23 protein-coding genes and 1 tRNA gene are annotated in these 20,052 nt (G+C 62.4%); 6 read left to right on the plus strand and 18 right to left on the minus strand.

Annotation, left to right across the window (positions count from 1 at the left end; all coding sequences use genetic code 11):
- Window positions 1-28: 28 nt before the first annotated feature.
- Complete coding sequence (locus MTX23_RS30885; protein ID WP_280973877.1) at window positions 29-733, plus strand: MgtC/SapB family protein; 705 nt, start codon at window positions 29-31, stop codon at window positions 731-733.
- 85 nt (window positions 734-818) lie between these two features.
- Complete coding sequence (locus MTX23_RS30890; RefSeq protein ID WP_280973878.1) at window positions 819-1,250, plus strand: CBS domain-containing protein; 432 nt, start codon at window positions 819-821, stop codon at window positions 1,248-1,250.
- Between the two features lie 225 nt (window positions 1,251-1,475).
- On the opposite strand, the gene MTX23_RS30895 is transcribed toward MTX23_RS30890, so the two are convergent.
- The 10 genes from MTX23_RS30895 to MTX23_RS30940 all read right to left on the minus strand — a co-directional run bounded on the left by MTX23_RS30895 (window position 1,476) and on the right by MTX23_RS30940 (window position 6,938).
- Complete coding sequence (locus tag MTX23_RS30895) at window positions 1,476-1,664, minus strand: hypothetical protein (protein WP_280973880.1); 189 nt, start codon at window positions 1,662-1,664, stop codon at window positions 1,476-1,478.
- Window positions 1,665-1,720: 56 nt separating this feature from the next.
- Window positions 1,721-1,888: a hypothetical protein gene (locus MTX23_RS30900; RefSeq protein WP_280973881.1), complete on the minus strand. Its 168-nt coding sequence runs from the start codon at window positions 1,886-1,888 to the stop codon at window positions 1,721-1,723.
- A 56-nt stretch (window positions 1,889-1,944) separates the two neighbouring features.
- On the minus strand, window positions 1,945-2,115 hold the full coding sequence (locus MTX23_RS30905; protein ID WP_280973882.1) for a hypothetical protein: 171 nt from the start codon (window positions 2,113-2,115) through the stop codon (window positions 1,945-1,947).
- A 10-nt stretch (window positions 2,116-2,125) separates the two neighbouring features.
- The gene (locus MTX23_RS30910; RefSeq protein ID WP_280978275.1) at window positions 2,126-2,470 is read right to left on the minus strand and encodes a cupin domain-containing protein; all 345 of its coding nucleotides are present in this window, start codon (window positions 2,468-2,470) and stop codon (window positions 2,126-2,128) included.
- A gap of 33 nt (window positions 2,471-2,503) precedes the next feature.
- Window positions 2,504-2,833, minus strand: coding sequence for a four-helix bundle copper-binding protein (locus tag MTX23_RS30915; RefSeq protein ID WP_280973883.1), 330 nt, complete (start codon window positions 2,831-2,833; stop codon window positions 2,504-2,506).
- A gap of 9 nt (window positions 2,834-2,842) precedes the next feature.
- Window positions 2,843-3,403, minus strand: coding sequence for a type 1 glutamine amidotransferase domain-containing protein (locus MTX23_RS30920; protein WP_280973884.1), 561 nt, complete (start codon window positions 3,401-3,403; stop codon window positions 2,843-2,845).
- A gap of 263 nt (window positions 3,404-3,666) precedes the next feature.
- Window positions 3,667-4,512 (minus strand): mechanosensitive ion channel domain-containing protein, encoded by an 846-nt coding sequence (locus MTX23_RS30925; RefSeq protein ID WP_280973885.1) that lies wholly within the window; start codon window positions 4,510-4,512, stop codon window positions 3,667-3,669.
- A gap of 64 nt (window positions 4,513-4,576) precedes the next feature.
- A complete protein-coding gene (locus tag MTX23_RS30930) occupies window positions 4,577-4,894 on the minus strand; it encodes a hypothetical protein (RefSeq protein WP_280973886.1) in 318 nt (105 codons plus the stop codon).
- A 119-nt stretch (window positions 4,895-5,013) separates the two neighbouring features.
- Entirely contained in the window at window positions 5,014-5,235 is a 222-nt protein-coding gene (locus tag MTX23_RS30935) for a hypothetical protein (RefSeq protein ID WP_280973887.1), read from the minus strand.
- Window positions 5,236-5,504: 269 nt separating this feature from the next.
- Entirely contained in the window at window positions 5,505-6,938 is a 1,434-nt protein-coding gene (locus MTX23_RS30940) for an NAD-dependent succinate-semialdehyde dehydrogenase (RefSeq protein WP_280973888.1), read from the minus strand.
- 917 nt (window positions 6,939-7,855) lie between these two features.
- Between MTX23_RS30940 and MTX23_RS30945 the strand changes: the two genes are divergently transcribed.
- Together MTX23_RS30945 and MTX23_RS30950 are read left to right on the plus strand one after the other, a co-directional pair.
- Window positions 7,856-8,482: a uracil-DNA glycosylase gene (locus MTX23_RS30945; protein ID WP_280973889.1), complete on the plus strand. Its 627-nt coding sequence runs from the start codon at window positions 7,856-7,858 to the stop codon at window positions 8,480-8,482.
- A gap of 514 nt (window positions 8,483-8,996) precedes the next feature.
- On the plus strand, window positions 8,997-9,362 hold the full coding sequence (locus MTX23_RS30950) for an HIT domain-containing protein (protein WP_280973890.1): 366 nt from the start codon (window positions 8,997-8,999) through the stop codon (window positions 9,360-9,362).
- Between the two features lie 75 nt (window positions 9,363-9,437).
- Here MTX23_RS30950 and MTX23_RS30955 read toward each other — a convergent pair whose 3' ends face one another.
- The 8 genes from MTX23_RS30955 to mnmA all read right to left on the minus strand — a co-directional run bounded on the left by MTX23_RS30955 (window position 9,438) and on the right by mnmA (window position 17,323).
- Window positions 9,438-10,307 carry a CheR family methyltransferase gene (locus MTX23_RS30955; RefSeq protein ID WP_280973891.1) on the minus strand — a complete coding sequence of 290 codons (870 nt, stop codon included), beginning with the start codon at window positions 10,305-10,307 and terminating at the stop codon, window positions 9,438-9,440.
- Between the two features lie 413 nt (window positions 10,308-10,720).
- Entirely contained in the window at window positions 10,721-11,542 is an 822-nt protein-coding gene (locus MTX23_RS30960; protein ID WP_280973892.1) for a phosphosulfolactate synthase, read from the minus strand.
- 13 nt (window positions 11,543-11,555) lie between these two features.
- Entirely contained in the window at window positions 11,556-12,947 is a 1,392-nt protein-coding gene (locus MTX23_RS30965; RefSeq protein WP_280973893.1) for an MmgE/PrpD family protein, read from the minus strand.
- Between the two features lie 281 nt (window positions 12,948-13,228).
- Entirely contained in the window at window positions 13,229-13,660 is a 432-nt protein-coding gene (locus MTX23_RS30970; RefSeq protein WP_280973894.1) for a (Fe-S)-binding protein, read from the minus strand.
- Window positions 13,661-14,727: 1,067 nt separating this feature from the next.
- A tRNA-Met gene (locus MTX23_RS30975) sits at window positions 14,728-14,804 on the minus strand.
- Between the two features lie 116 nt (window positions 14,805-14,920).
- Complete coding sequence (locus MTX23_RS30980; RefSeq protein WP_280973895.1) at window positions 14,921-15,292, minus strand: hypothetical protein; 372 nt, start codon at window positions 15,290-15,292, stop codon at window positions 14,921-14,923.
- A gap of 53 nt (window positions 15,293-15,345) precedes the next feature.
- Window positions 15,346-15,981 (minus strand): methyltransferase domain-containing protein, encoded by a 636-nt coding sequence (locus MTX23_RS30985; protein ID WP_280973896.1) that lies wholly within the window; start codon window positions 15,979-15,981, stop codon window positions 15,346-15,348.
- Between the two features lie 145 nt (window positions 15,982-16,126).
- Window positions 16,127-17,323: a tRNA 2-thiouridine(34) synthase MnmA gene (gene mnmA, locus MTX23_RS30990; RefSeq protein WP_280978276.1), complete on the minus strand. Its 1,197-nt coding sequence runs from the start codon at window positions 17,321-17,323 to the stop codon at window positions 16,127-16,129.
- A 354-nt stretch (window positions 17,324-17,677) separates the two neighbouring features.
- Between mnmA and MTX23_RS30995 the strand changes: the two genes are divergently transcribed.
- Together MTX23_RS30995 and MTX23_RS31000 are read left to right on the plus strand one after the other, a co-directional pair.
- Entirely contained in the window at window positions 17,678-19,270 is a 1,593-nt protein-coding gene (locus tag MTX23_RS30995) for a flagellar hook-length control protein FliK (protein ID WP_280973897.1), read from the plus strand.
- Window positions 19,271-19,280: 10 nt separating this feature from the next.
- Complete coding sequence (locus MTX23_RS31000; RefSeq protein ID WP_280973898.1) at window positions 19,281-19,979, plus strand: flagellar hook capping FlgD N-terminal domain-containing protein; 699 nt, start codon at window positions 19,281-19,283, stop codon at window positions 19,977-19,979.
- Window positions 19,980-20,052 lie beyond the last annotated feature (73 nt).

Genomic DNA, 20,052 nt, shown 5'->3' on the forward strand with positions numbered 1-20,052 from the left:
TAGGCGCGTCGTAGGTGCGGGGCGGAACGTGCCGCTTCAGCCGACCTGGTCCGACATGGCCATCCGCCTCGCACTGACAATTTTGGCCGGCATGATCATCGGTTTTGATCGTGGTGCGCGCGGACATGCAGCGGGCTTACGAACCACAATCCTGGTCGGACTCGCCGCCTCCCTGTCGATGATTCAGGCCAATCTTCTGCTGTCCGTCGACGGAAAGGGTTCAACCTCCTTCATCCAGCTGGACCTGATGCGGCTTCCGCTCGGTATCCTGACGGGCGTCGGATTCATCGGCGGCGGCACGATCCTCAAGAAGGGCGATCTCATCACCGGCGTGACAACCGCCGCCACGCTCTGGCTGATCACCGTCATCGGGCTCTGTCTCGGCGGTGGGCAACTTGCCCTCGGTTGCGTCGGAACCGCCATTGGTGTCGTCACGCTCTCGATCCTCAAATGGGTCGATGTCAGAATTCCCCGGCTCCACCGCGCTGCCCTGACGATTGGTGGAGCCGACGTGAGCGTGATCGAGACGCTACCGAAGCTGATCGAGCCGCTGCACTACCATGCGCGATTCCAGGAACGGCGACGCAGGGGCGACTCGACCAACGTGGATTATGCTTTCGAGGTATTCTGGCGACGTCCCGAAAATTCTCGTCCGCCGGTCGACCTCCTGCGCTTGCTTGAGCAGCACTACGTCATCAAGTCCTTCGACCTGACAACGCAGAACGGCAGATAATGGCGACCAACCGGACAAACTTAGGAACGGAGCTCGGGGTGTATCGTTAGGCGGTTGAAGCAACCAGCCAACGGAAAGGCCGATCATGAAGGTTTCCGATGCTATGACACGAGACGTTCAGCTGTGCACCCCCGACAGCACGCTCCGCGATGCTGCGGAAGCGATGGGAGCGCTCGCCGTCGGGCTGCTGCCCGTTACCGACAACGACCGTCTCATCGGAATGATCTCGGATCGTGACATTGCGGTACGCGGCGTCGGGATGGGGCGCGGCCCGGACACGCGGATCGGCGACATCATGACCGCCGAAGTGAAGTACTGCTTCGAGGACGAGGACATCGAGCAGATCGCGCAGAATATGGGCGCGATACAGGTACGCCGCCTGCCCGTCCTTAGCCGCGACAAGCGGCTCGTCGGTATCATTGCCCTCGGCGACATCGCGCAGGCGCACGGGAACAACGGCGCAGGCATGGCGCTGAGCCAAATCTCGCGACCGACCGGCCAGCACGCGCAGCTGTAGGCATTCGGGATGAAGATCGATCTCGTGCTCCGCGCAGCTCAGCCTCGCGGGCCGCAAACATATGGATTTGCGCCAGTGGCGGACTATCTGCCTTGGATCTTGATTACCGGCGGGATCGCGGCGCTGGTCGTCACGTTGGTGTTCTCGCGCGCCGACTATGTCACCTCCGACTAGATCATAGCCGGATTCCTCTCTTCTCCGTCGCGAGCCGACGCCAGACGCCGGTCAGCCGCTCTTTTCGGCACTATCGATGCTTTCGCGGTGAATCTCGCGCTCGTCGCCGTCGGTCACCGAGACGAAGTAACCTCGGCCGAGAAACTCCTTCCGTTCCTCCGCAAGATCGATGGCCAGGCGTTTTGCAACAGCAATGGCCTGATCGCGGTCGACGACTGGTTGGCCTGTCGAGCCGATCACGCGGTCGTCACTTACGATGTTGAAGTGAAATGGAGACATCCTTCATTCCCCGCCGATCATTGCGTGTTCGATTCATGCCATTTTTCCAGGTCGGGCTTGTGCTCTCCGGAGCGTTGCTCCTTCTCCGGGTTACCCTTCCAGGGCTCGTCGGTTTGCGCATGGGACCCCCAATCGCTGAGGCGGCCGGGGTCCTGCGTCATCGGCGTAATTGGCTCTCTATTCATTGCGATCTCCTCGAGAGCGGAAGCGGCGAAATCCGATCTGTTGCTGACGCAGCGTGTCAGGGACCACCCGCGACCGCGCCTGCAATCACCATCACGAGCGCGTCCAGATCGATCGCGCCCACCACGGAGAGTTCTCGGGAGTTCTGCACGCGGAGAACATCCGGCCGATCCGCCGCCTGACGCATCAGTTCGCCGATGATCGCCTCCCTTAGTTTCTCTTCGAGCATCCTGGGTCTCCTACGACTGGGGCTCGTCCCGACCGTGGACTTGCGCCGGCGGCGCCGTCGCCTCGACCGCGGTGAAAGGTTCCAGGATCCGATAGCTGTGCTCAGACCTGGCGGGTACCAGCCAGGAATCTCCCTTCTGTAGCCGAATGGTCTGTCCCTCGAGCGTGAGCTCTGCCAAACCCGCGATGACGTATCCGACGGTTTCGTAGTCCCGCTGCTCGGGACTACCTTGCTGCGGCTGCTCGTTGTCCCAGAACCGCATCGAGACACGCTTGCCGGATACGAGATAAGTCTGTCCCATCGCGCCTTTGGGGGCCGTGGCCTGGGAGACTTTCTTGATAGTGCTGTCGTGCATGATGTTCTCCAAATCGATCGTGCGCAGCAAGGGTCAGCTGGCCATCTTCCGGCAGACCTCCGCACAGGCTCTGCACATTGCGACACATTCGTCCATGCCGCCAATGCGTTCGCAGTCCGCGGCGCACTCGGCGCATATTTCCGCACATTCGCGGCACGTGTGCTTGTGGTGTGGCGTGTTGATCAGCATAAAGTGGGCCGCGGTCCGGCACATATCGGCGCACGCCATCATCAGGCGGAAATGCGTGAGTTCGACATGTTTTCCGCCAGTGATGAGGCAATGGTTCATTGCCGTGCCTAGACAGGTCTTGTAGCAGGCAAGACAGCTTTCGATGCAGCGATTCTCTTCCGAGAATGGCGGCATGACGATCCCTCATGCCGCGCGGCGTTGGGTGTGGCGTCCTTGCTTGACCTCCTCGATAATCTTGGCGCTGAAGGCCTCGAGATCGCCGGGATTCCGCGAGGTGACCACGCCCTGATCGACAACCACCTCGGCGTTCTGCCACCTCGCGCCGGCATTCTCCACGTCGGTCTTGATCGACTTGTACGACGTTATCTTGCGGCCCTTGGCGATTCCGGTCTCGATCAACAGCCATGGTCCATGGCAGACCGCCGCGACGGTCTTCTTGGCGTCGAAAATATCCTTGATGAACTTCAGAGCCTTGGCTTCGACGCGCAGAAAGTCCGGATTGATCTGTCCGCCCGGGAGGACCACCGCGTCGTAATCGGCGGCCGCGGCTTGATCCAGCGTCTTGTCGACCTTGACCGGACGCCCCCAATCCTTCTTTTCCCAACCCTTGATCTCGCCCGAAGCGAGCGAGACGACCTCGACCGCTGCGCCAGCCTTCTTCAGACGATCACGCGGCCCTTCAAGCTCCGACTGCTCGAAACCGTGCGTTGCGAGGATCGCGATTTTCTTGCCGTTCAGGTCCATGAGCTTCTCCGTTGGCGCATGCGTGAGTGGTGCGGTCGCCGGCCCACCGGCTGCGCTCGCAGCGCGTGCCGGAGATTCCGCGGCGCGCATCGCGGGTATTTGGCTTGCCTCGCCGCGGCAGGCTTCCGCCCTCCGGGAGCGTCTCAATCCCGGCAAGCGCGGTCGGACGCTTGCGTTTGGTCGATTAGCCGAGCACGCTTATCTGAATCATTTGGCTTAAGCCCGCGCAATTTGCTTGGTTCCTATTGGCTCCACTCGACAGTTCAGGCAGCCGCTGGACGACCGACATCGTCACCAAGCAGGGAACTGATCTCATCCAGCAGGCGCTGTTTGACCGCGTCGGTGTCGGCCGGTTTGACTTTTGCGCTGACCGTCAGTTCGACGAACGGGCCCGCCGCGTCGGAGATGTTCAACACCTTCGACACGTGGACTTCCGCCGCCGGCTGCGCCTGTATCCGCGTGTCCCCGCGCAACCGCTGCAGGATTTGCCCGGTGATCCGCTCGATCGAATCCCCTGCTCTCACCGGGAAGGACACCTTGACCTCACCGGTGCCCGGATAGGTGCTGTGGTTGACGATCGCGCTGCCCCACACCGAGCCATTTGGCAACAACACCTGCGTATTGTCAGGTGCGACAAGCTCGGTCATGAAGAGCGACAATGCGCGCACCTTGCCGGCCTTTCCCGCGACCTCGAGGTCGTCTCCGATCTGAAACGGCCGGAACAGCAGGAGCATGACCCCCGCTGCGAGGTTTGACAGCGTCCCCTGCAAGGCGAGACCGATCGCGAGCGAGGTGGCGCCCAACACGGCAACCAGGCTTGCCGTCTGAATGCCAAACAACTGCAAGACGGCGATGCCGACCACGGCGAGAACCGCGTAGCGCGCGAGGCTCGACAGGAAGACGGTCACCAGCGCGTCGACATGCTGCGTCGCAGTGAGCGTACGCGACACGAATTGTTGCGCCAAGCTCGAGGCATACCAGCCGACGATCATGAGCACGATCGCGCAGACCGCGTTCAACCCATAAAGGACAAGCGTCGCCTTGAGCGTTTCAAAGTTGAGAGCCATCGGACTCCCGTCATGAGGGCAAACGCCGCCGGGCAGATCCAACCCGCCGCGCCGCAGGGCGAAACGCGCGTGGGAAAGATGCGTTCCCGGCGATGCCGGCGCTGAACTAACCGGTCGGTAGCAGGCCTGCCCGCGGCGGCATCGAACCTGGGAATGGTCTGGCAACCATCAGGGTTCCGCGCTCGTCAATTTCCAGCGCAATCTTCTGCGCAAGCATAACGTCACCTGCCACCAGGGAACCGACAGGTCGGAAGCACCAACCCACAACGACAAGGCCCTTGTCGTCCATTTCGTAGACGTTGGTCGAGGTTCCATAGCAAATGCGATACCGCTTGCCGGACTCGGAGCCGATGACGTCGAAGCGCTTGTGTTTCTCGAACTCGGATCGCTGCTCCGGCGAGAGCCAGCGGAACAATAATGCCATCCCGCGTGTCTCGATTTGCTCATACGCGCGCCACCGCTCCCGTATCGCGAGCGCCGTCGCGTAAAGCGCTCCAGCTGCACGCCCAAGCGGCATAAACGCATCACGCGGACGAAACCGCATCATCCGCCAACCAGCCGCGGATAGAACAAGGTCTCTTCCGCCTTCGGATCCAGCGATCGCGCTACCACGGTATTCCCGCTTGCCTGCCGCGTCGCGGCCGTATAGCCATCCGAGATCAGTTGCTTGAAGCGCGCCTCCGCCCCGGCGAATTGCTCACGGTCTTCGGGATCGAAGTAATGACGGGTGTCGCCGGTGTGATCCATGACTAAAAGCGTTGCCATTGCGGTCTCCTTCGCTGCTACGGTGACAATGTCAACATGAACCCAAGGTTCCTATGCTGCGCGACCTCTGACCTCGGAGAGAGCCGTTACGGCCTGGCCGAGTCCCCCTGCCACACGAACACGAGTTCGCGCTTTGAGATCGAAGGCCAAATCTCACGTATGCAGTTCTGAAACAGGAGGCTCATCCTTCTCCGCCACACGGCGAAATCGAACAGGGCGACGTAGGCTACCTACGTCAACCATCCGTGCGGAAGGTTTGAACGGCTCAACTACAGCGGCTCGATCAAGACTGACTTGATGTTGCAGAACTCGCGAATTCCAAATTCGGACAATTCCCGTCCGTAGCCGCTGTCCTTGACCCCGCCGAACGCCAACCGTGGGTCTGAGCGGACGCTCTCGTTCACAAACACAGCGCCCGCATCCAGCTCTTCCGCGGCGATCCGCTCTCCTCGGGCGGTGTCACCCGCAATCACTGCCGCTCCGAGACCAAAGTGGCTGGCATTGACGATGCGGATCGCGTCCGCCTCGTCCTTGGCGGAAATGACAGCGGCAACCGGTCCGAACACTTCTTCATCATGCGCGGGCTGCCCGGGCAGCACATTTGACAGAACAGTGGCCGGATACCATGCGCCCGGTTGCTTCGGCACTTCGCCGCCGAGGAGATTTTTGGCACCATTTCTCACGCTCTGCCTAACCTGGCTTGCAATCTTATCCCGCGAGTGCACGCTTTCCATAGGTCCCAGCCTGGTCTTCGGATCGTACGGATCTCCCATCACGTAAGCGCGCATCTCTTCGACCAGCGCGCGCTCGAACGCTTCCCGTGCACTCTCGACCACGACGAACCGCTTGGCCGCAATGCAGCTTTGGCCGCCATTGACCATCCGTCCGCGCGCACAGATCCTGGCCGCGGCAACGGGATCGGCGTCCTCCAGAACGGTATAGCCGTCCGATCCGCCGAGCTCGAATACGCCCTTCTTCATTACGGCTCCTGCGGTCGCAGCCACCGACTTGCCAGCGGCGACGCTGCCCGTCAGCGTCACCGCGGCGATATGCGGATCTTCGATCAGCGGCTTGAGGTCCTTGGATGACAGAAGCACTGTTCTGAAGACGTTGGTCGGAAATCCGGCTTCCCTGAAGATCTCCTCAACCGCAAGCGCGCAGCCGGGAACGTTGGATGCATGTTTGAGAACACCGGCATTGCCGGCCATCAGATGCGGGGCCGCAAATCGTATCACTTGCCAGAAAGGAAAATTCCAGGGCATCACCGCAAGGATGACGCCGAGCGGATTGAATGTCACGAAAGCGCGAGGGGGCGGCTTGGGCCCGGCATGGCCGGCGCTCATATCCTGAGGGATGGGTCTTAGAAACTCCTCGGCGTGTTGCGCAAAATATTCGCAGGTCGAGGCGCACTTCTCTAATTCGGCCACACCATCGGTAACGGTCTTTCCCATTTCATCGGTCATCAATCTGGCATAGCGTTCCCGATTCTTGCGAATGGCTTGCGCCGCGTTCTTCATCAGATCCGCGCGCACGTTGAAGAGCGTCCGCCGCCAGTCGCTTTGCGCCTGATGCACGTCAGCCGCAATCAATATGGCTTGATCAATCGTGTGACCCTGATAGACGCGGCCGTTCTCGCCGGTCGCCGGATTGATGGTCGGAAATGAACGAGGTGCTGTCGCGGCCAGCGTCTTTGTCCTGGGCATGTCTCGCTCCTATTTCTCTTGCGTTGAAATGACGAGATCGACGGGTCGCGGTTGCTTCGAGGGCACAGTCTCGCGATGCCGATACTTAGTCGCGTCAAGCAGCAGCAAGGACCTGGGGAAGCAGTTGTACTCGCACTTACCTCGACTTGCTGGCGGCCGCATCGCGCAACTCGCTTTCAAGGCTGCGAACGGCGCGACGCAGGTCTGTACGTTGCCTGAGGACCGGCCGTAGCATTGGCCGCCGAGCGGAACCAGCACGTGGATTCCGGTCTTGCCGGAGGTCTTGCAATAATTCTTTTTTCGCATGCGTCTTGATCAGTAGCCATTGCTTGGGTCGCTTCAATCGCACGAGCGAATACGCCCCCGAAGCTTGCCTCCCTTGAGAATGAAACTCGCGCATCCTCGCCGCAATCCTGCTCGCACGGCTCGCTCGCTCTCCGCTGCGCTACGCGCGCCTTCGGCTGCGTAGATTCCGCCATCCCATTTTTCCACGAGTCCCGCGCCGTACTCGCCTTCGGGTATCCTGCCCTCGAAGTCCTTGTATGCATAGGGATGGTCCTCAACCTGCACCGCGAGGCGCTTGTCGGCCGATCTTCTGGGCGGTCCTTGGGCACGGCCCAACTCTTGAGGACCCGATCCAGCTCGAGGCGAACGTCGTGGTCCACGTGCGAAGCGCGATGCTTCTGGACCACGAAAATCAACTCCTTGCTTCTCCGGTGTGCACGGGCGTGCGGCTCCGGCGTCGTCCGAAAATTGGGCTTCCTGCGATAGGCGGTTAGTGACATCTGCTCTTCCGATTCCGTCCCGTCGCGGCAGTTAACTTGATGGATTGAAAACTCGCGTCAGCGATCGTCAGTTCCAAGGCGATTCGCCGGCCGGAAGTCCGACGTGCTCTTGGAAATCGGTGGCGCGACAGCATGTTGATAGAGCCGGAACACATTGCATTGTGCATGTCATCTTCTGGCTTGGCGCAGGAACCGATGGTCACGACAAGCGACGTCAGCAAGCATCTCGATTACCGGCGTGTCGCCCCTGAGGGCCTGTTCCGGCGGCCACGCCTATACTTCGTTGGCGAGGCACCCGGCGCCGAGGAATCTGCCCAAGGTAAGCCATTTGTCGGTCCGGCCGGCCGAGCGTTGCGCGAGATGCTGGAGGAGGCTGGGATCGACCCCAAGCAAGTCCGTTTAGCCAACGCCATTCCGTTTCGTCCGATTGCGTATTCCAAAGACCGGAAACCACGCAATCGCAGCCCGACGGTCGAGGAAGTCGCCTGCTATGGCGCAGCAGTGCTAACCGATATCCGACGTTCCAAGCCAGGCATGATCATTGCCCTTGGCAGCACAGCGGCCCGCCTGTTCGGCGAGTCGCAATCGATCCAGGCGGCGCGCAAGGCAAGGCTCCAATTTGAGAGCTGCCGGCTGCGCGTCACTTTCCACCCTGCCTACTCCCGCCGCTTTGGCGGGCGTAAGGGCAGGATTTGGCGTCAGGCGGTCGCCGATCTGCGACGCGCCTGGGAGGACTCGGCGGATTCGAAGCACGCTTGAGGCTCTCGGCGGTCGCACCGGCGACGCGTCGGCCCGTCGGGGTCTGCCGCGGGTCGATAGAACGGAATACGTCGCCACCCAAGCTCAAGCGCGTTCCACTACATCTGGTCGCATCGTACTGACCTTAAGCGGTGCACGCGGCAGGACCGAGGAGTTGGGGCCGTTGCAAGCCACGCGTCGCGCAAAATAGGAACTCGTACGACCGGCAGCATGTTTTTGCCAATACGGTCACTGCATACGAGACGGCGATGTTCCTGCACCGCATCAAGATGCTGACGCTCGCTGGGTCGACCAGGGACGCCTGGTCCGCGTTCTGGCACTGTCCGATATGCTTCAGTACCTCTCGCTCAAGCAGGAGCCGGATCGAAGTGTGGCAGATGCATCAGCGAGTGTATCCTAGGGTCACGATGTCAGCGGCGCGCACTATGGGCATGCATCCCGCTAGCGAATTCCGCAGATCACCGGGATGCCGTTCCCTTGAGCCGTCTAGCAGGATGCGGAGGTGATCTGAACGATGACAGACTGTGTATTCTGCCAGATTGTCCGCTGCACGATTCCATCGACGACGGTCTATGAAGACGAAGAACATCTCGCTTTTCTCGATATTCGCCCACGCTCCCCAGGTCACACGCTGGTCATCCCAAAGAGGCATGTTCGTTGGGTCTGGGATGTGCCGAATGGCGGTGCATACTTCGAGGTCGTGCAGAAGATCGCGCGGGCGATGCAAAAGGCATTCTGCGAGGAAATACACGCGCGGATTTTGGGCGAAGAGGTGCCGCATGCGCACATTTGGCTTTATCCAGCTCCAGGCAGTGCAACAGGCAACCCGAACGATTTTGAAGTGAACGCGAAGAAGATTCGCAACGCGCTTGACGCGTAAACCATCTGCGAGCCAGCACGATCGTGTGACAACAATACTGTGCGTTATTGGAACGATCAGGGCCGTTGGCGCAGTTCAGTCAACCTTCGTGAACACGTGCGGCATGCGGGCTACGGAAACAAACCGCGCATCGGCTAGCTGCTCGTGGGAGCCCACCACCAGAAATCCATTTGGAGTAAGCCGCTCGGCCATCATCCGTAGGACCTTCTGCCGCAGCGACGGTGCGAAGTACGTGAATGCGAGGTGTCGACAGAGAATGATATCGAATGGGCCCGCTGGCGCTTCCGATCGTAGATCCTGCTTCACGAACATCACACCCTGACGATACTCGTCGTGGATGCAGAAGCGTGATCCGTCACGCTTGAATGCGTGCGGAATCAGCTCCGGCGGGACCTCGCGCAGGCTGGCGCGATCGTAGCAGCCGGAGCGGGCACGCGCGAGAAGCACGTCCTCGATATCGGTAGCGACGATCAACATTTCCTTATTGGGAACGGCGCAACTCAATCCGATATCCCAGAGGATCCTGATCGAATACGGCTCCTCGCCGGATGCGCAGCCAGCCGACCAGCAACGTGCCGGACGCCGTTCCGACCGAGCACGTTCGGCAATGGCCGGCAATATGCCGGTCCGCAGGCAGTCGAAGACACCACGATCCCGAAAAAAGCGTGACATCGTGACGTGGCAGAACTGGTCGAGGGCCCGCCACTCCTGTACGTCGCTCTCCAGGCGTTCGCGATATGCAGCGAATCCGTTCAAGCCGAGTGTGGCGATGCGGCGTCTCACTCGCTTGCAGACCTGATGCCGCACCTTCCGGAAGCCAGGCCAATGCATGTCGAGCTGTGGCAAGGCCCATTGCAGAAATGCCGTGCATTCAGCATCGCGCATGGCTGGGACTGACATTCCCAAAACCTCGTTCCGCGCCCGCACAATGAACGTTGCGGTCATCCAGAACCAGTCTAAGGCCGTCACGGGCGATACGCGCCTCAACGCCGCGCTCAGCCCCGAGTCGGCGGACCACGTGACTGATCCGCCGCGCACCACCGGTCACGATCTCGCTGCCGCAGTGAGTGGAAATGGAGTGTCCGACCTGCTCGGCTTTGCAGCAGTTGAGCTGGGTTCGGATCGAGGTGTGCCCGATCACGGCTCGACTACGTCGGCGGACGATAGGGCGGTTGATCGTCGCGCCGTCACCCACGTGCACATCATCACCCGCGCGTCACCACGCTCCACGATCACGGAGCTGCGCCGCCGGTGTTGGCGTGAGCGGGCACCAATCTCTCCGCACGTGCCTAGAAAGATGACCGCAAGTTGCCGCGGCGCGCTCATGTCCAATCCGCCGTTAAACTCCGTTCGCACCGTTAACCGGACAGGTTCTGAATTCGACCCCAGGTACTCTTGGTGCCCCAGATCCCTGAGCGCAGTGCCTCGAGCTGAACGATCTGGCTGTGGTCAATGAACAGGTTGATGTTGTTGCCGTAGTTCTTGACGTACCATTCGAAAACTTCGGGCTCCGCGGCTTCGAACATGACCTTCTCGAGCCCCAATTGATCGACGATTTTCGCCACCACGTCGGTACGCCAGGTCCTGACGTTCTCTGTGATGCCCTCGCTTTCGATCATGATCATGTCGGCCCCGGCGTCGATGGTCCGCCTCGCCTGCGCTATGAGCCAGGCCACATCCTTGGTCCCCTCGCTCTCCAGCTCTTCGGCCGGAGTCGCGCCGCCGGCACCGAATTGAATGCCGAGCTCGGGCTTGGCCTTCAGTCCTGCCGCCTTGACCTTCTCGATGAGGCGCAGCAGAGCATCTGTGGGCAGGCTGATGAAGCCGGCCGACAGTTCGATCACATCGAACTGGAGCGCCTTGACTTCCCGGATGTAGCGATCAACAGCATCAGCTCCGAAGCGCAGCACGTTCTCGATCCAGCCGCCGGTGGACACATAGACATCATGGTCGTGTGCCAGCTTGTTGATGCTTTTGACCGCAGCGGGCGGCATCAGCGCAAAGGATCCGCCGGCAAACTTGAGGCCGTCGATCCAGAAGCCCACGGTTTCCAGCAGGTCTGCGAGGTGACGCGGGCCATAAGCGCTATAATATGGGCCACGGATCTCGGTCAGGCCGATCTTGCGCGGCTTGCTCGAACGCGCAGCGCGGGGAATAAAGGGAAACGTGGTCTCTGCCATGGCTTCGTCCTCCTCAGAAACCTGTTCGCATCTCCATGGGCGGGATATGGATCTTGCCCAGAAGCGATGTGAGATCGGAAACCGGACGCCGCTCCAGCGTTGCGGTCACCTCGGCCAGTGCGTCGCGTTCGGACGAGTTCGTGAAGGCAAACGTGACGCGATCGAACTTTCGGCGCGCCGTGGCCCAATCGAATGGCCTGGTATGGAAGCCGTGATAATCATCGCGCCGCGCGCGAAGAACAATTCCGTCCTTCTGTTCGACTTCGAGCTCGGCAGGAAGCCGCTGCGGAAATTGTGCCGAGAGGCTTGGATCTGGCGTGACCGTTACCTTCCGCAGTAACGTCTGGACATCCTCGGCGATGATCCGTTCGGGCGTGTATTGCTCCGGCTGCACCTCGCCATCGATCAGCGCGACCGCCAGCATGTAGGGGAGACTGTGATCGGCTTCCTCCTTGGTTCGCACGATTCGCTTGTCGCCCTCCTCCCCGCCGCCGATGATGCGATGGGCTACCGCAAATGTCTTGAGCCGTATTGCGGAGATCGCCGCCGCCTCGAAACTCGGGCACGCACGAATGTCAAGCGTCGCGTCGAGTGCCGACTGGGCGTGGATCTCGGCATTGTGTTGCTTGACGATCGTTCGGCATACGCTTTCCAGATCCTCCTGTCGCCAGTCGATCTCGAAGGGGCCGCTGATTACCTCTTTGAATCCCTTGGTGCCCTCGAACACAGCTTCGGGGCCAGTGATTCCGCAGCGCGCGAGCAGTGCGGCGTGCGTCGCCGACATTGCCGTATTTGGATAGGCGAGCGCCTTCCAGTGAGACAGCGCGCCAGTACGGGTGACACGCAGCGCATTGTTGGCCGTGCCGCTGATGGCCATCGCATGCGCGATCTGCGTGGACGACAAGCCAAACGCCTTGGCCGCACCCGCAGCAGCCGCGTATGCTCCTTGCGTGGTATGATCAAAGCCCATGTCGCGGACCGGGGCCACGTCGCTCAACCGGGTGTGGATTTGGTAGGCGACAGCGAGCGCGGTGAGAAGATCGGCTCCGCTCGCCTGTCGCATCTCGGCCGCGGCTAAAACTGCGCCAAGGTTGTCAGATGGATGGCATGTCTCATCGGCAGCGATATAGCTGTCCATGAAATCGAGATAGCGGCTGAGAGCGCCGTTGTAGAACGCGGCGCGGTCCGGCGCGGTGCGGCCACCGCCAACGAGCGTCGAAAACGGACAACCGCCAAGCTCGGCGACGAGGCTGCGTATCGCGGCAATGGGCGGCGCATTCAGCGCCCCAATGGCCACACCGATCGTGTCCAGCACGCGGATCTTCAGTTGCTCCAGTGCCCGCTCGCTCAGGTGTTCCAGCCGGGCACGTTCTACAAACCTCGCGAGTTCCTGCACCTCAGTCATACCACGGGCTCCATCAATGCGGCGTCGTGGCGCGGCTCGCGGCAAGCGCTCCCGCTGCTGCGATGCAGGTCAACGTGACTCCAGCAAAAGGGTTGCAAGGTGGAAACAATGAGCTGCGGGCGGCCACGGGGCACGCGAAGTAAGGGGGATCTGTGGTTTGCCACGAAGTCGGCGTCGCAACCAAATCATAGAGCCAGCATTTGACCAAAGCCGCCGTTCCGTGGCCAAGAAAGCATACGGCGCCTACAAGGCGCGGAGCTTGCGAGGCGCGCATTCATGGATCAAGCCCATGGAATAGGCTGCACGTGGGGCGCAAGCGGCCCTTGTAGTGATGCGCAAAACTCCGCCTTATAGGTCGCCATGTCGACCTGCACGGGGCAGTCGCTCTTGCAGCCCTCGCAGCCGAGGCAGAGATCGAGTGTGTCCTCCACTTCCGCGCTACGCCAGAGGTCGTCGATCGGCCCGCCATGCAGCATTTCGAACAGGAGGCGCGCGCGGCCTCGCGTCGAGTGCTTCTCCTCATTCGTCGCCATGTAGCTCGGGCACATGATGCCTTTGTTGCTATCGCGGCGACGGCAGGCGCCCACGCAGCGGCGTGTCGCCCTCGCGAAGCTGTTGTGCTCCTCCTGGTAGGAAAAATACGTCGGCAAAACAGGCGGCTGACAATTCGGGCCGATTCGCAAGTTCAATGTCGGCGGAAAGGGATCGATCACCTTTCCCGGATTAGCCATAGGCAAGGACCTCCTTGCCCTTGCGGGTGCTGCCGTTGATCAGCATGGCAACGGGCCTGCGCCACTTCACGTTCACGAATTCGCTAGTGTCGCTTCGGTCGGTGACCTGCATTGTTGGCGCCCGGGCATTGAACAGGTCGAGATATTCGGGTTGCGCACCGCCCCAGCCATCCCGCAAATCCCAGATCAGCGCGTCCTCGTCTTTTAGCGCGCCTTGAGACAGCGGGCGTTCAAGGCCCCTTGATAGACGTAGCCGGCATAGCACCAAACATGGACATAGCCGATGCGTCCGTTGGACTCGATGACGCGAGCACTGGACTCCAACCCATGAAGGAACATTCTCGTCGGCTCGAGGTCGATCGGCCATGAGGCCGACGGTCCCAACTTGGTTAACGTCGCGGCGCGATCTGGGCGTTTTCTCGAGGTGTGGGAAATGGCGTTCCGGAGGGCCGCGTTCACATCTTTGGGTCGCTGGAGACCACAATTCGCGAAGGTCATGCAGCGCCAGCTTTAGGTCGCTAGCAGCGTTCGCTTGCGGTGACGGTAGTCGGCCGTCAACCTCGGGCTGCTCCTGTGCTTCATGAAACTACGCGGCAACCGACCGAAGCCGTCCTTGTAGCCCCTATACTTCGAAGCTGCGCGCTTGATGAGGTCACGCATCCGCAACACGGTCTTGTACGATACGCCGATTTCCGCTGCGAATTGAGTGAGAGGCGGCGCCTTAAGCTTGCCGTTTGCATCCCTGCCGTAGGCGGCGCCGACCCACGTACTCAAAGGAACCCTAAGCGTTCAAGCGCGGTCCGTACGGTGACGCTAGATTAAATTGCCGCCGACAGGGTTTGCACTACCGATCACAATGCAGCGGCTATTCGACTGAGGCGTATACGGCGTCAGAACGAAGTCAGCGCTCAATTGCCGAAGGATTCGAATGCGGACGACTTTCAAGGATTAGATTATCCGTCCGGCGAGGATGAGAGTGCTACCGATTTGCTACAGAACCGACGGCACATCGCGCGGAAGACGTAGCCGATTGATTTGGTTTAACTTTCTGGTAGCGGGGGAGGGACTCGAACCCCCGACCCCAGGATTATGATTCCCGTGCTCTAACCAGCTGAGCTACCCCGCCACGGTATCGCAGCCGGCGGCATGCGTGCCGCGGGCGCGAATGCGCGGCATATAAAGAGCGGGGGCCGCGTCTGTCAAGCAAACCGGACCTCTCCTGCAACTTATTGGAGACAGGCGCTATTTCGGCCGGACCGATTGGTCGCCGCCGGGACTGCCGGGCGGCGGAATCACTGGCGTGTTGCCGCCTTCCGGCGTCGGCGCACGCATTTCGGGATCGACGCCGGACGGAGGGCACAGCACGCCATCGGATTTGGCGAGCTTGTCGCCCAACGACTCGGCGCTCTGGCCGGTCGTGGTTCCCTCCGACGCGTTCGGGTTCGGGCCCGGATGGGCCGGCTGCTGCGTCGGCGCGCAATTCGCGATCCGCGGAGGCGCCGGCGGCGCGGTCTGCGCCGGCGGGGTGGTCGGCGCGGGCGGCGCTTGAGCTGCCGCGGCAACGGGCAGCGCCATCAGCACACATGACAGAGCGAGCGTTCGATTGATCCGCATGGCAAGCCAACGACGCCGGCGCGCCGATGTTCCTGGTCAGAATCGTCGCAACCTCACGATTTTCGAAAGCGGATCAGCGAGAAATGCCCCATCGGCGGCATCGGCCGCCGTTCCGCAAGACTCACCCCGCCATGCCTGGCGGCCCAATTGGTCAGCCGTTCCCACGGGAATTCCGGGCGCCAGCCGAGCCGCCGCGCCAGCGGCGCGAAGGCGAGCTCGAAGATGCGGCGCGGCCCGCTCTCGGCGCCGATGTGATTGACCAAGATGAGCTCACCGCCCGGCTTCAACACACGGATGAAGTCGTCCAGCGTCGCTTCCGGATCGGGCACCGCGGTGATGACATATTGCGCGACCACCGCGTCGAAAAACGCATCCGGAAAGGCGAGGTTCTTGGCGTCCATCACCGCCAGCGCCTCGACATTGCTCAAGCCCAGCGCCCGCACGCGCTGCTGCGCCCTCCGCAGCATCGGCTCGGAAATATCGACGCCGCACAGCTTCGTCGTCCGCGAATATTCCGAGAGCGACAGTCCGGTGCCGACGCCGACATCAAGCACGCGTCCGCCGATCCGGTCGGCCTCCGCGATCGTCGACTGGCGGCCCTGATCGAACACCTTGCCGAACACGAGATCGTAGATCGGCGCCCAGCGGCCATACGCCTTTTCGACCCCGTCGCGGTCGATGTCCCCCATTGCCTGCCCCAACATCACTCGATCATCATGCGACGACAAGACATCGCACCATGATCTCAGCTCCTTGTTTGAGCATGATCTCCGTGCAAACGCGTTCCGCGTTCGTCGCGAGGGAAAACCGGCTGCCACTTTTCCCGATCATGCTCTAGCCACGGACCGCCTCTGCGAGCGGTGCCACCGTATCCCGCATCCCTGCCCGCGCCGCGCGGCTGGCGCTCGCGCTCTTGATGAAGCCACCGCCGAGCACGCGCGCCTGCCCCGACGGGGCGTCGTAGAACACGCAGGCCTGGCCGGGCGACACGCCCTCCTCGCCCGCGACGAGCTCGACCTCGTAGCCGCCATTGGCGGCACGCAGCCACGCCGGCTGCGGCGCGCGGGTCGAGCGGACGCGGACATACATCTCGATGCCGTCCCCGATGACGCGATCAAGCGCGCCGTCGCCGATCCAGTTGACGTCGCGCAGCGCGATCCGGTCCATGCGCAGCGCCTCGCGCGGCCCGACTACGACACGGCGCGTCGCCGCATCGAGCTTGACCACATAGAGCGGGCTGCCCGACGCGATGCCGAGACCCTTGCGCTGGCCGACGGTGAAGTGAACGATGCCCTGGTGCTGGCCGATGACGTTGCCGTTGAGATCGACGATGTCGCCGGGCGCGATCGCATTCGGCTTCAGCCGACCGATAATGTCGGTGTAGCGGCCGGTCGGCACGAAGCAGATGTCCTGGCTGTCCTGCTTGTCGGCGACCTCGAGACCGAAGCGCCGCGCCAGCTCGCGGGTCTGCGGCTTGGTCATGTCGCCGAGCGGGAAGCGCAGGAAATCGAGCTGCTCGCGCGTGGTCGCGAACAGGAAATAGCTCTGGTCGCGATCGGCGTCGGCCGCACACATCAGCGAGCACGATCCGTCGGCGAGCCTGCGCGAGGCGACATAGTGGCCGGTCGCGAGCGCCTGCGCGCCGAGTTCGCGCGCGGTTGCGAGCAGGTCGCGGAACTTGACCGAGCGGTTGCACTCGATGCACGGCACCGGCGTCTCGCCGAGCGCGTAGCTGTCGGCGAAATTGTCGATCACCTGCTCCTTGAAGCGGCTTTCATAGTCGAGCACGTAATGCGGAATGCCGATCCGCTCGGCGACATTGCGCGCGTCGTGGATGTCGCGGCCGGCGCAGCAGGCGCCCTTGCGATGGGTCGCGGCGCCGTGGTCGTAGAGCTGCAGCGTGATGCCGACCACGTCGTACCCCTGCGACTTCAACAGCGCAGCCGTCACCGAGGAGTCGACGCCGCCAGACATGGCGACCACGATCCGTGTGTCCTCAGGGCGACCTTCGAGATCCAGGTTGTTGAGCATCTTCAAGGGGTCATCGATCGTGTCGCGGCGCGCCTCGCGGGCTCCGCGACGGGATTAAAAAGCCTTTGTCCAGAGAGCCTTGAACGCGTCCAAGGCCGGATCGGTCGGTTCGGGACGCGTTGGAGACCCTCTTTAATATAGGCCGGATTCCGGGGAGGCAATCAGGGGAAGCGACGGGTTGCCGCGCGCGGAGGGCAAATCTTGCCGCCGGGCAAAAAGAGGGCCCGCCGGGAACCGGTTCCGACCTGCGTCAATCCACATTAACAGGCTGAAATAATTACATTTTCCATGAACGCCCCGATTGGCCCGGTCCTTGCTGACAAAAGGCCGGAAGTCTCTTTGCGAGGGTCGGCGGTGGTCAGCGTCAAGTCGGAAGCATGGGCAAGCCCGTCTTTTCAGGGCGCGACGCTGCGCTCGGCGCGGCCGGACCCGACCCAGCAGGCGGGCCGCGACAGCTTTGCCGCGCTGGTCGACAGCAACACGGCGACCGGCACCGACAATCGCCAGTACGACACCTCGAACACGCAACCGTCGCCCACGCGCCGCTCCGACGATTCGTCGTCGCCATCGCCGACCGACGCGCGGGCGCGCGACAACACCACGGCACCCGACCGATCGTCGCAGGATGACAGCAAAGCTGCCGGCAGCAGCGACGCGCCACGCAAGAGCAAGTCGAAATCGAAGTCGGACGATTCCAATTCGGCCGCGAAGACCCAATCCACCGACAGCAAGCCGGCAACCGCCCAGACCGACGCGCAGCCAAATCCGTCGAATGCGACGCCGGCCAACGCGGTCACCCCCGTCGCCACGGTGCTTCAGGTTGCCGCCGCGTCGACCGACACCAGCGCGACCGCGACGGCGACTGCCGCTTCGTCCGACAAGCCCGCGGCACCGCTCGCGATCGCGGCCGCGGCGATTGCAGCAAGCTCGGCGATCGCCGGCACGGGTGCACCAAATGGCGCCGACACCGCAACCGCGGCGACCACCACCGCCAATGCCGGCAACGTCGCCAAGGCGGCCGGCGTGAAGACCGAGGCGCGGGTCGTGGCCAGCGCCGATGCGGCAACGGCCCAGGGCGCCGCAACCGCGACCGGCAGCGCAACGCTTGCGGCAACCGTCGCCACCGCGACACCCGCGATGAAGGTGACGGCACAGCAAGCCACGACACAACCGGCTGCGAAGGACGCGGCCGCCACCGCGCCTGCCGATCAGGACGGCACGGCCGCATCCAACAACGCCGCCCCGACGGCGCCGACGACCATCGTTCCCCAGGTGACCCAGCCGGCCGCCGTTGCCGGCAAGGCGAAGGCCGCAGACGGTGCCGCCGATGCCATCAAGGCCGACGCTGACGGCAACGCCACGCCGACGCCTGCTACCAACGCCCACACGCCGGCACAGACGCTGCTCAATACGCCCGACGCAAGCACACAGGCCGCGAACGCTATCCAGCCGCAACTGACGACCACATCGACGACGCAGGTCGCGACACCGCAACTCACCGTGGCGACGGCGGCGCAGAATGCCGCCGTGCCGCTCAGCGGGCTCGCGATGCAGATCGCCGCCTCCGCCAAGAGCGGCAAGAGCCGTTTCGAGATCCGGCTCGATCCGGCCGAGCTTGGCCGCATCGACGTTCGCATCGACGTCGATCGCAATGGCCAGGTCACCTCGCATCTCACCGTCGAACGGCCCGAGACGCTGTCGATGTTGCGCCAGGATGCCAACCAGTTGCAGCGCGCCCTCGACAATGCCGGCCTGTCGACCGGCAACGGCGGATTGCAGTTCAGCCTGCGCGACCAGTCGCAGTCGGGCCAGAACAACAACGGCCAGTCCAATCCGAACGCCCACCGCCTGATCGTCAGCGAGGACGAGAGCGTTCCCGTCGCAAACGCCAGCCGTTCCTATGGGCGCGCATCCGGCGCACTCGGCGGCGTCGATATCCGAGTGTAGGGAGCTCACGATGTCAGTCGATGCAACCATGCCGACGCCTGTCACTTCGGCGCCGGGAACCAACACCGGATCGAGCTCCGGCAGCAACTCGGCGTCATCAACGACAAAGGGCATCGCCGACAATTTCCAGACCTTCCTGACGCTCCTGACGACACAGCTGCAGAACCAGAACCCGCTGGATCCGCTCGACACCAACCAGTTCACCCAGCAGCTCGTGCAGTTCGCGGGCGTCGAGCAGCAGCTCAAATCGAACGACCAGCTGAAGTCGCTGATCGAGATCGAGAAGAGCGCGCAGTCGACACAGGCGCTGGTCTATGTCGGCAACACGGTCGCGGTCGACGGCAGCAAGGCGCAGTTCGACAAGTCCGCGACCTGGAATTTGACGGCTTCGCAGGCTACGAGCGCCACAATCACGATCACGAGCTCGACCGGCCAGACCGCCTATTCCGGCAATTTCAACCTGAACCAGGGCAATGCCAGCTTCGTCTGGGACGGCAAGGGAACTGACGGCACGCAGTGGCCGCCCGGCACCTACACGCTGACCGCCACCGGCAAGGACTCCAAGGGCAACGACGTCGCGATCACGACCGAGATTCAGGGCATGGTCGATTCGGTCGATCTCACGGCCTCCCCGCCGCTGCTCTCCATTGGCGGGCAGACCTACACCACCGACAAGATCAAGCGCGTGGTGCGTACCACCACGAGCTAGCTAGCGCCCGGCTCTCCCGGCGAAGGCCGGGACCCAACCACCTCATTTGATGATGAATGGGATCGTGGCCCCA

The organism is Bradyrhizobium sp. ISRA436 (genome assembly GCF_029910015.1).
Classification (GTDB): Bacteria; Pseudomonadota; Alphaproteobacteria; order Rhizobiales; family Xanthobacteraceae; genus Bradyrhizobium.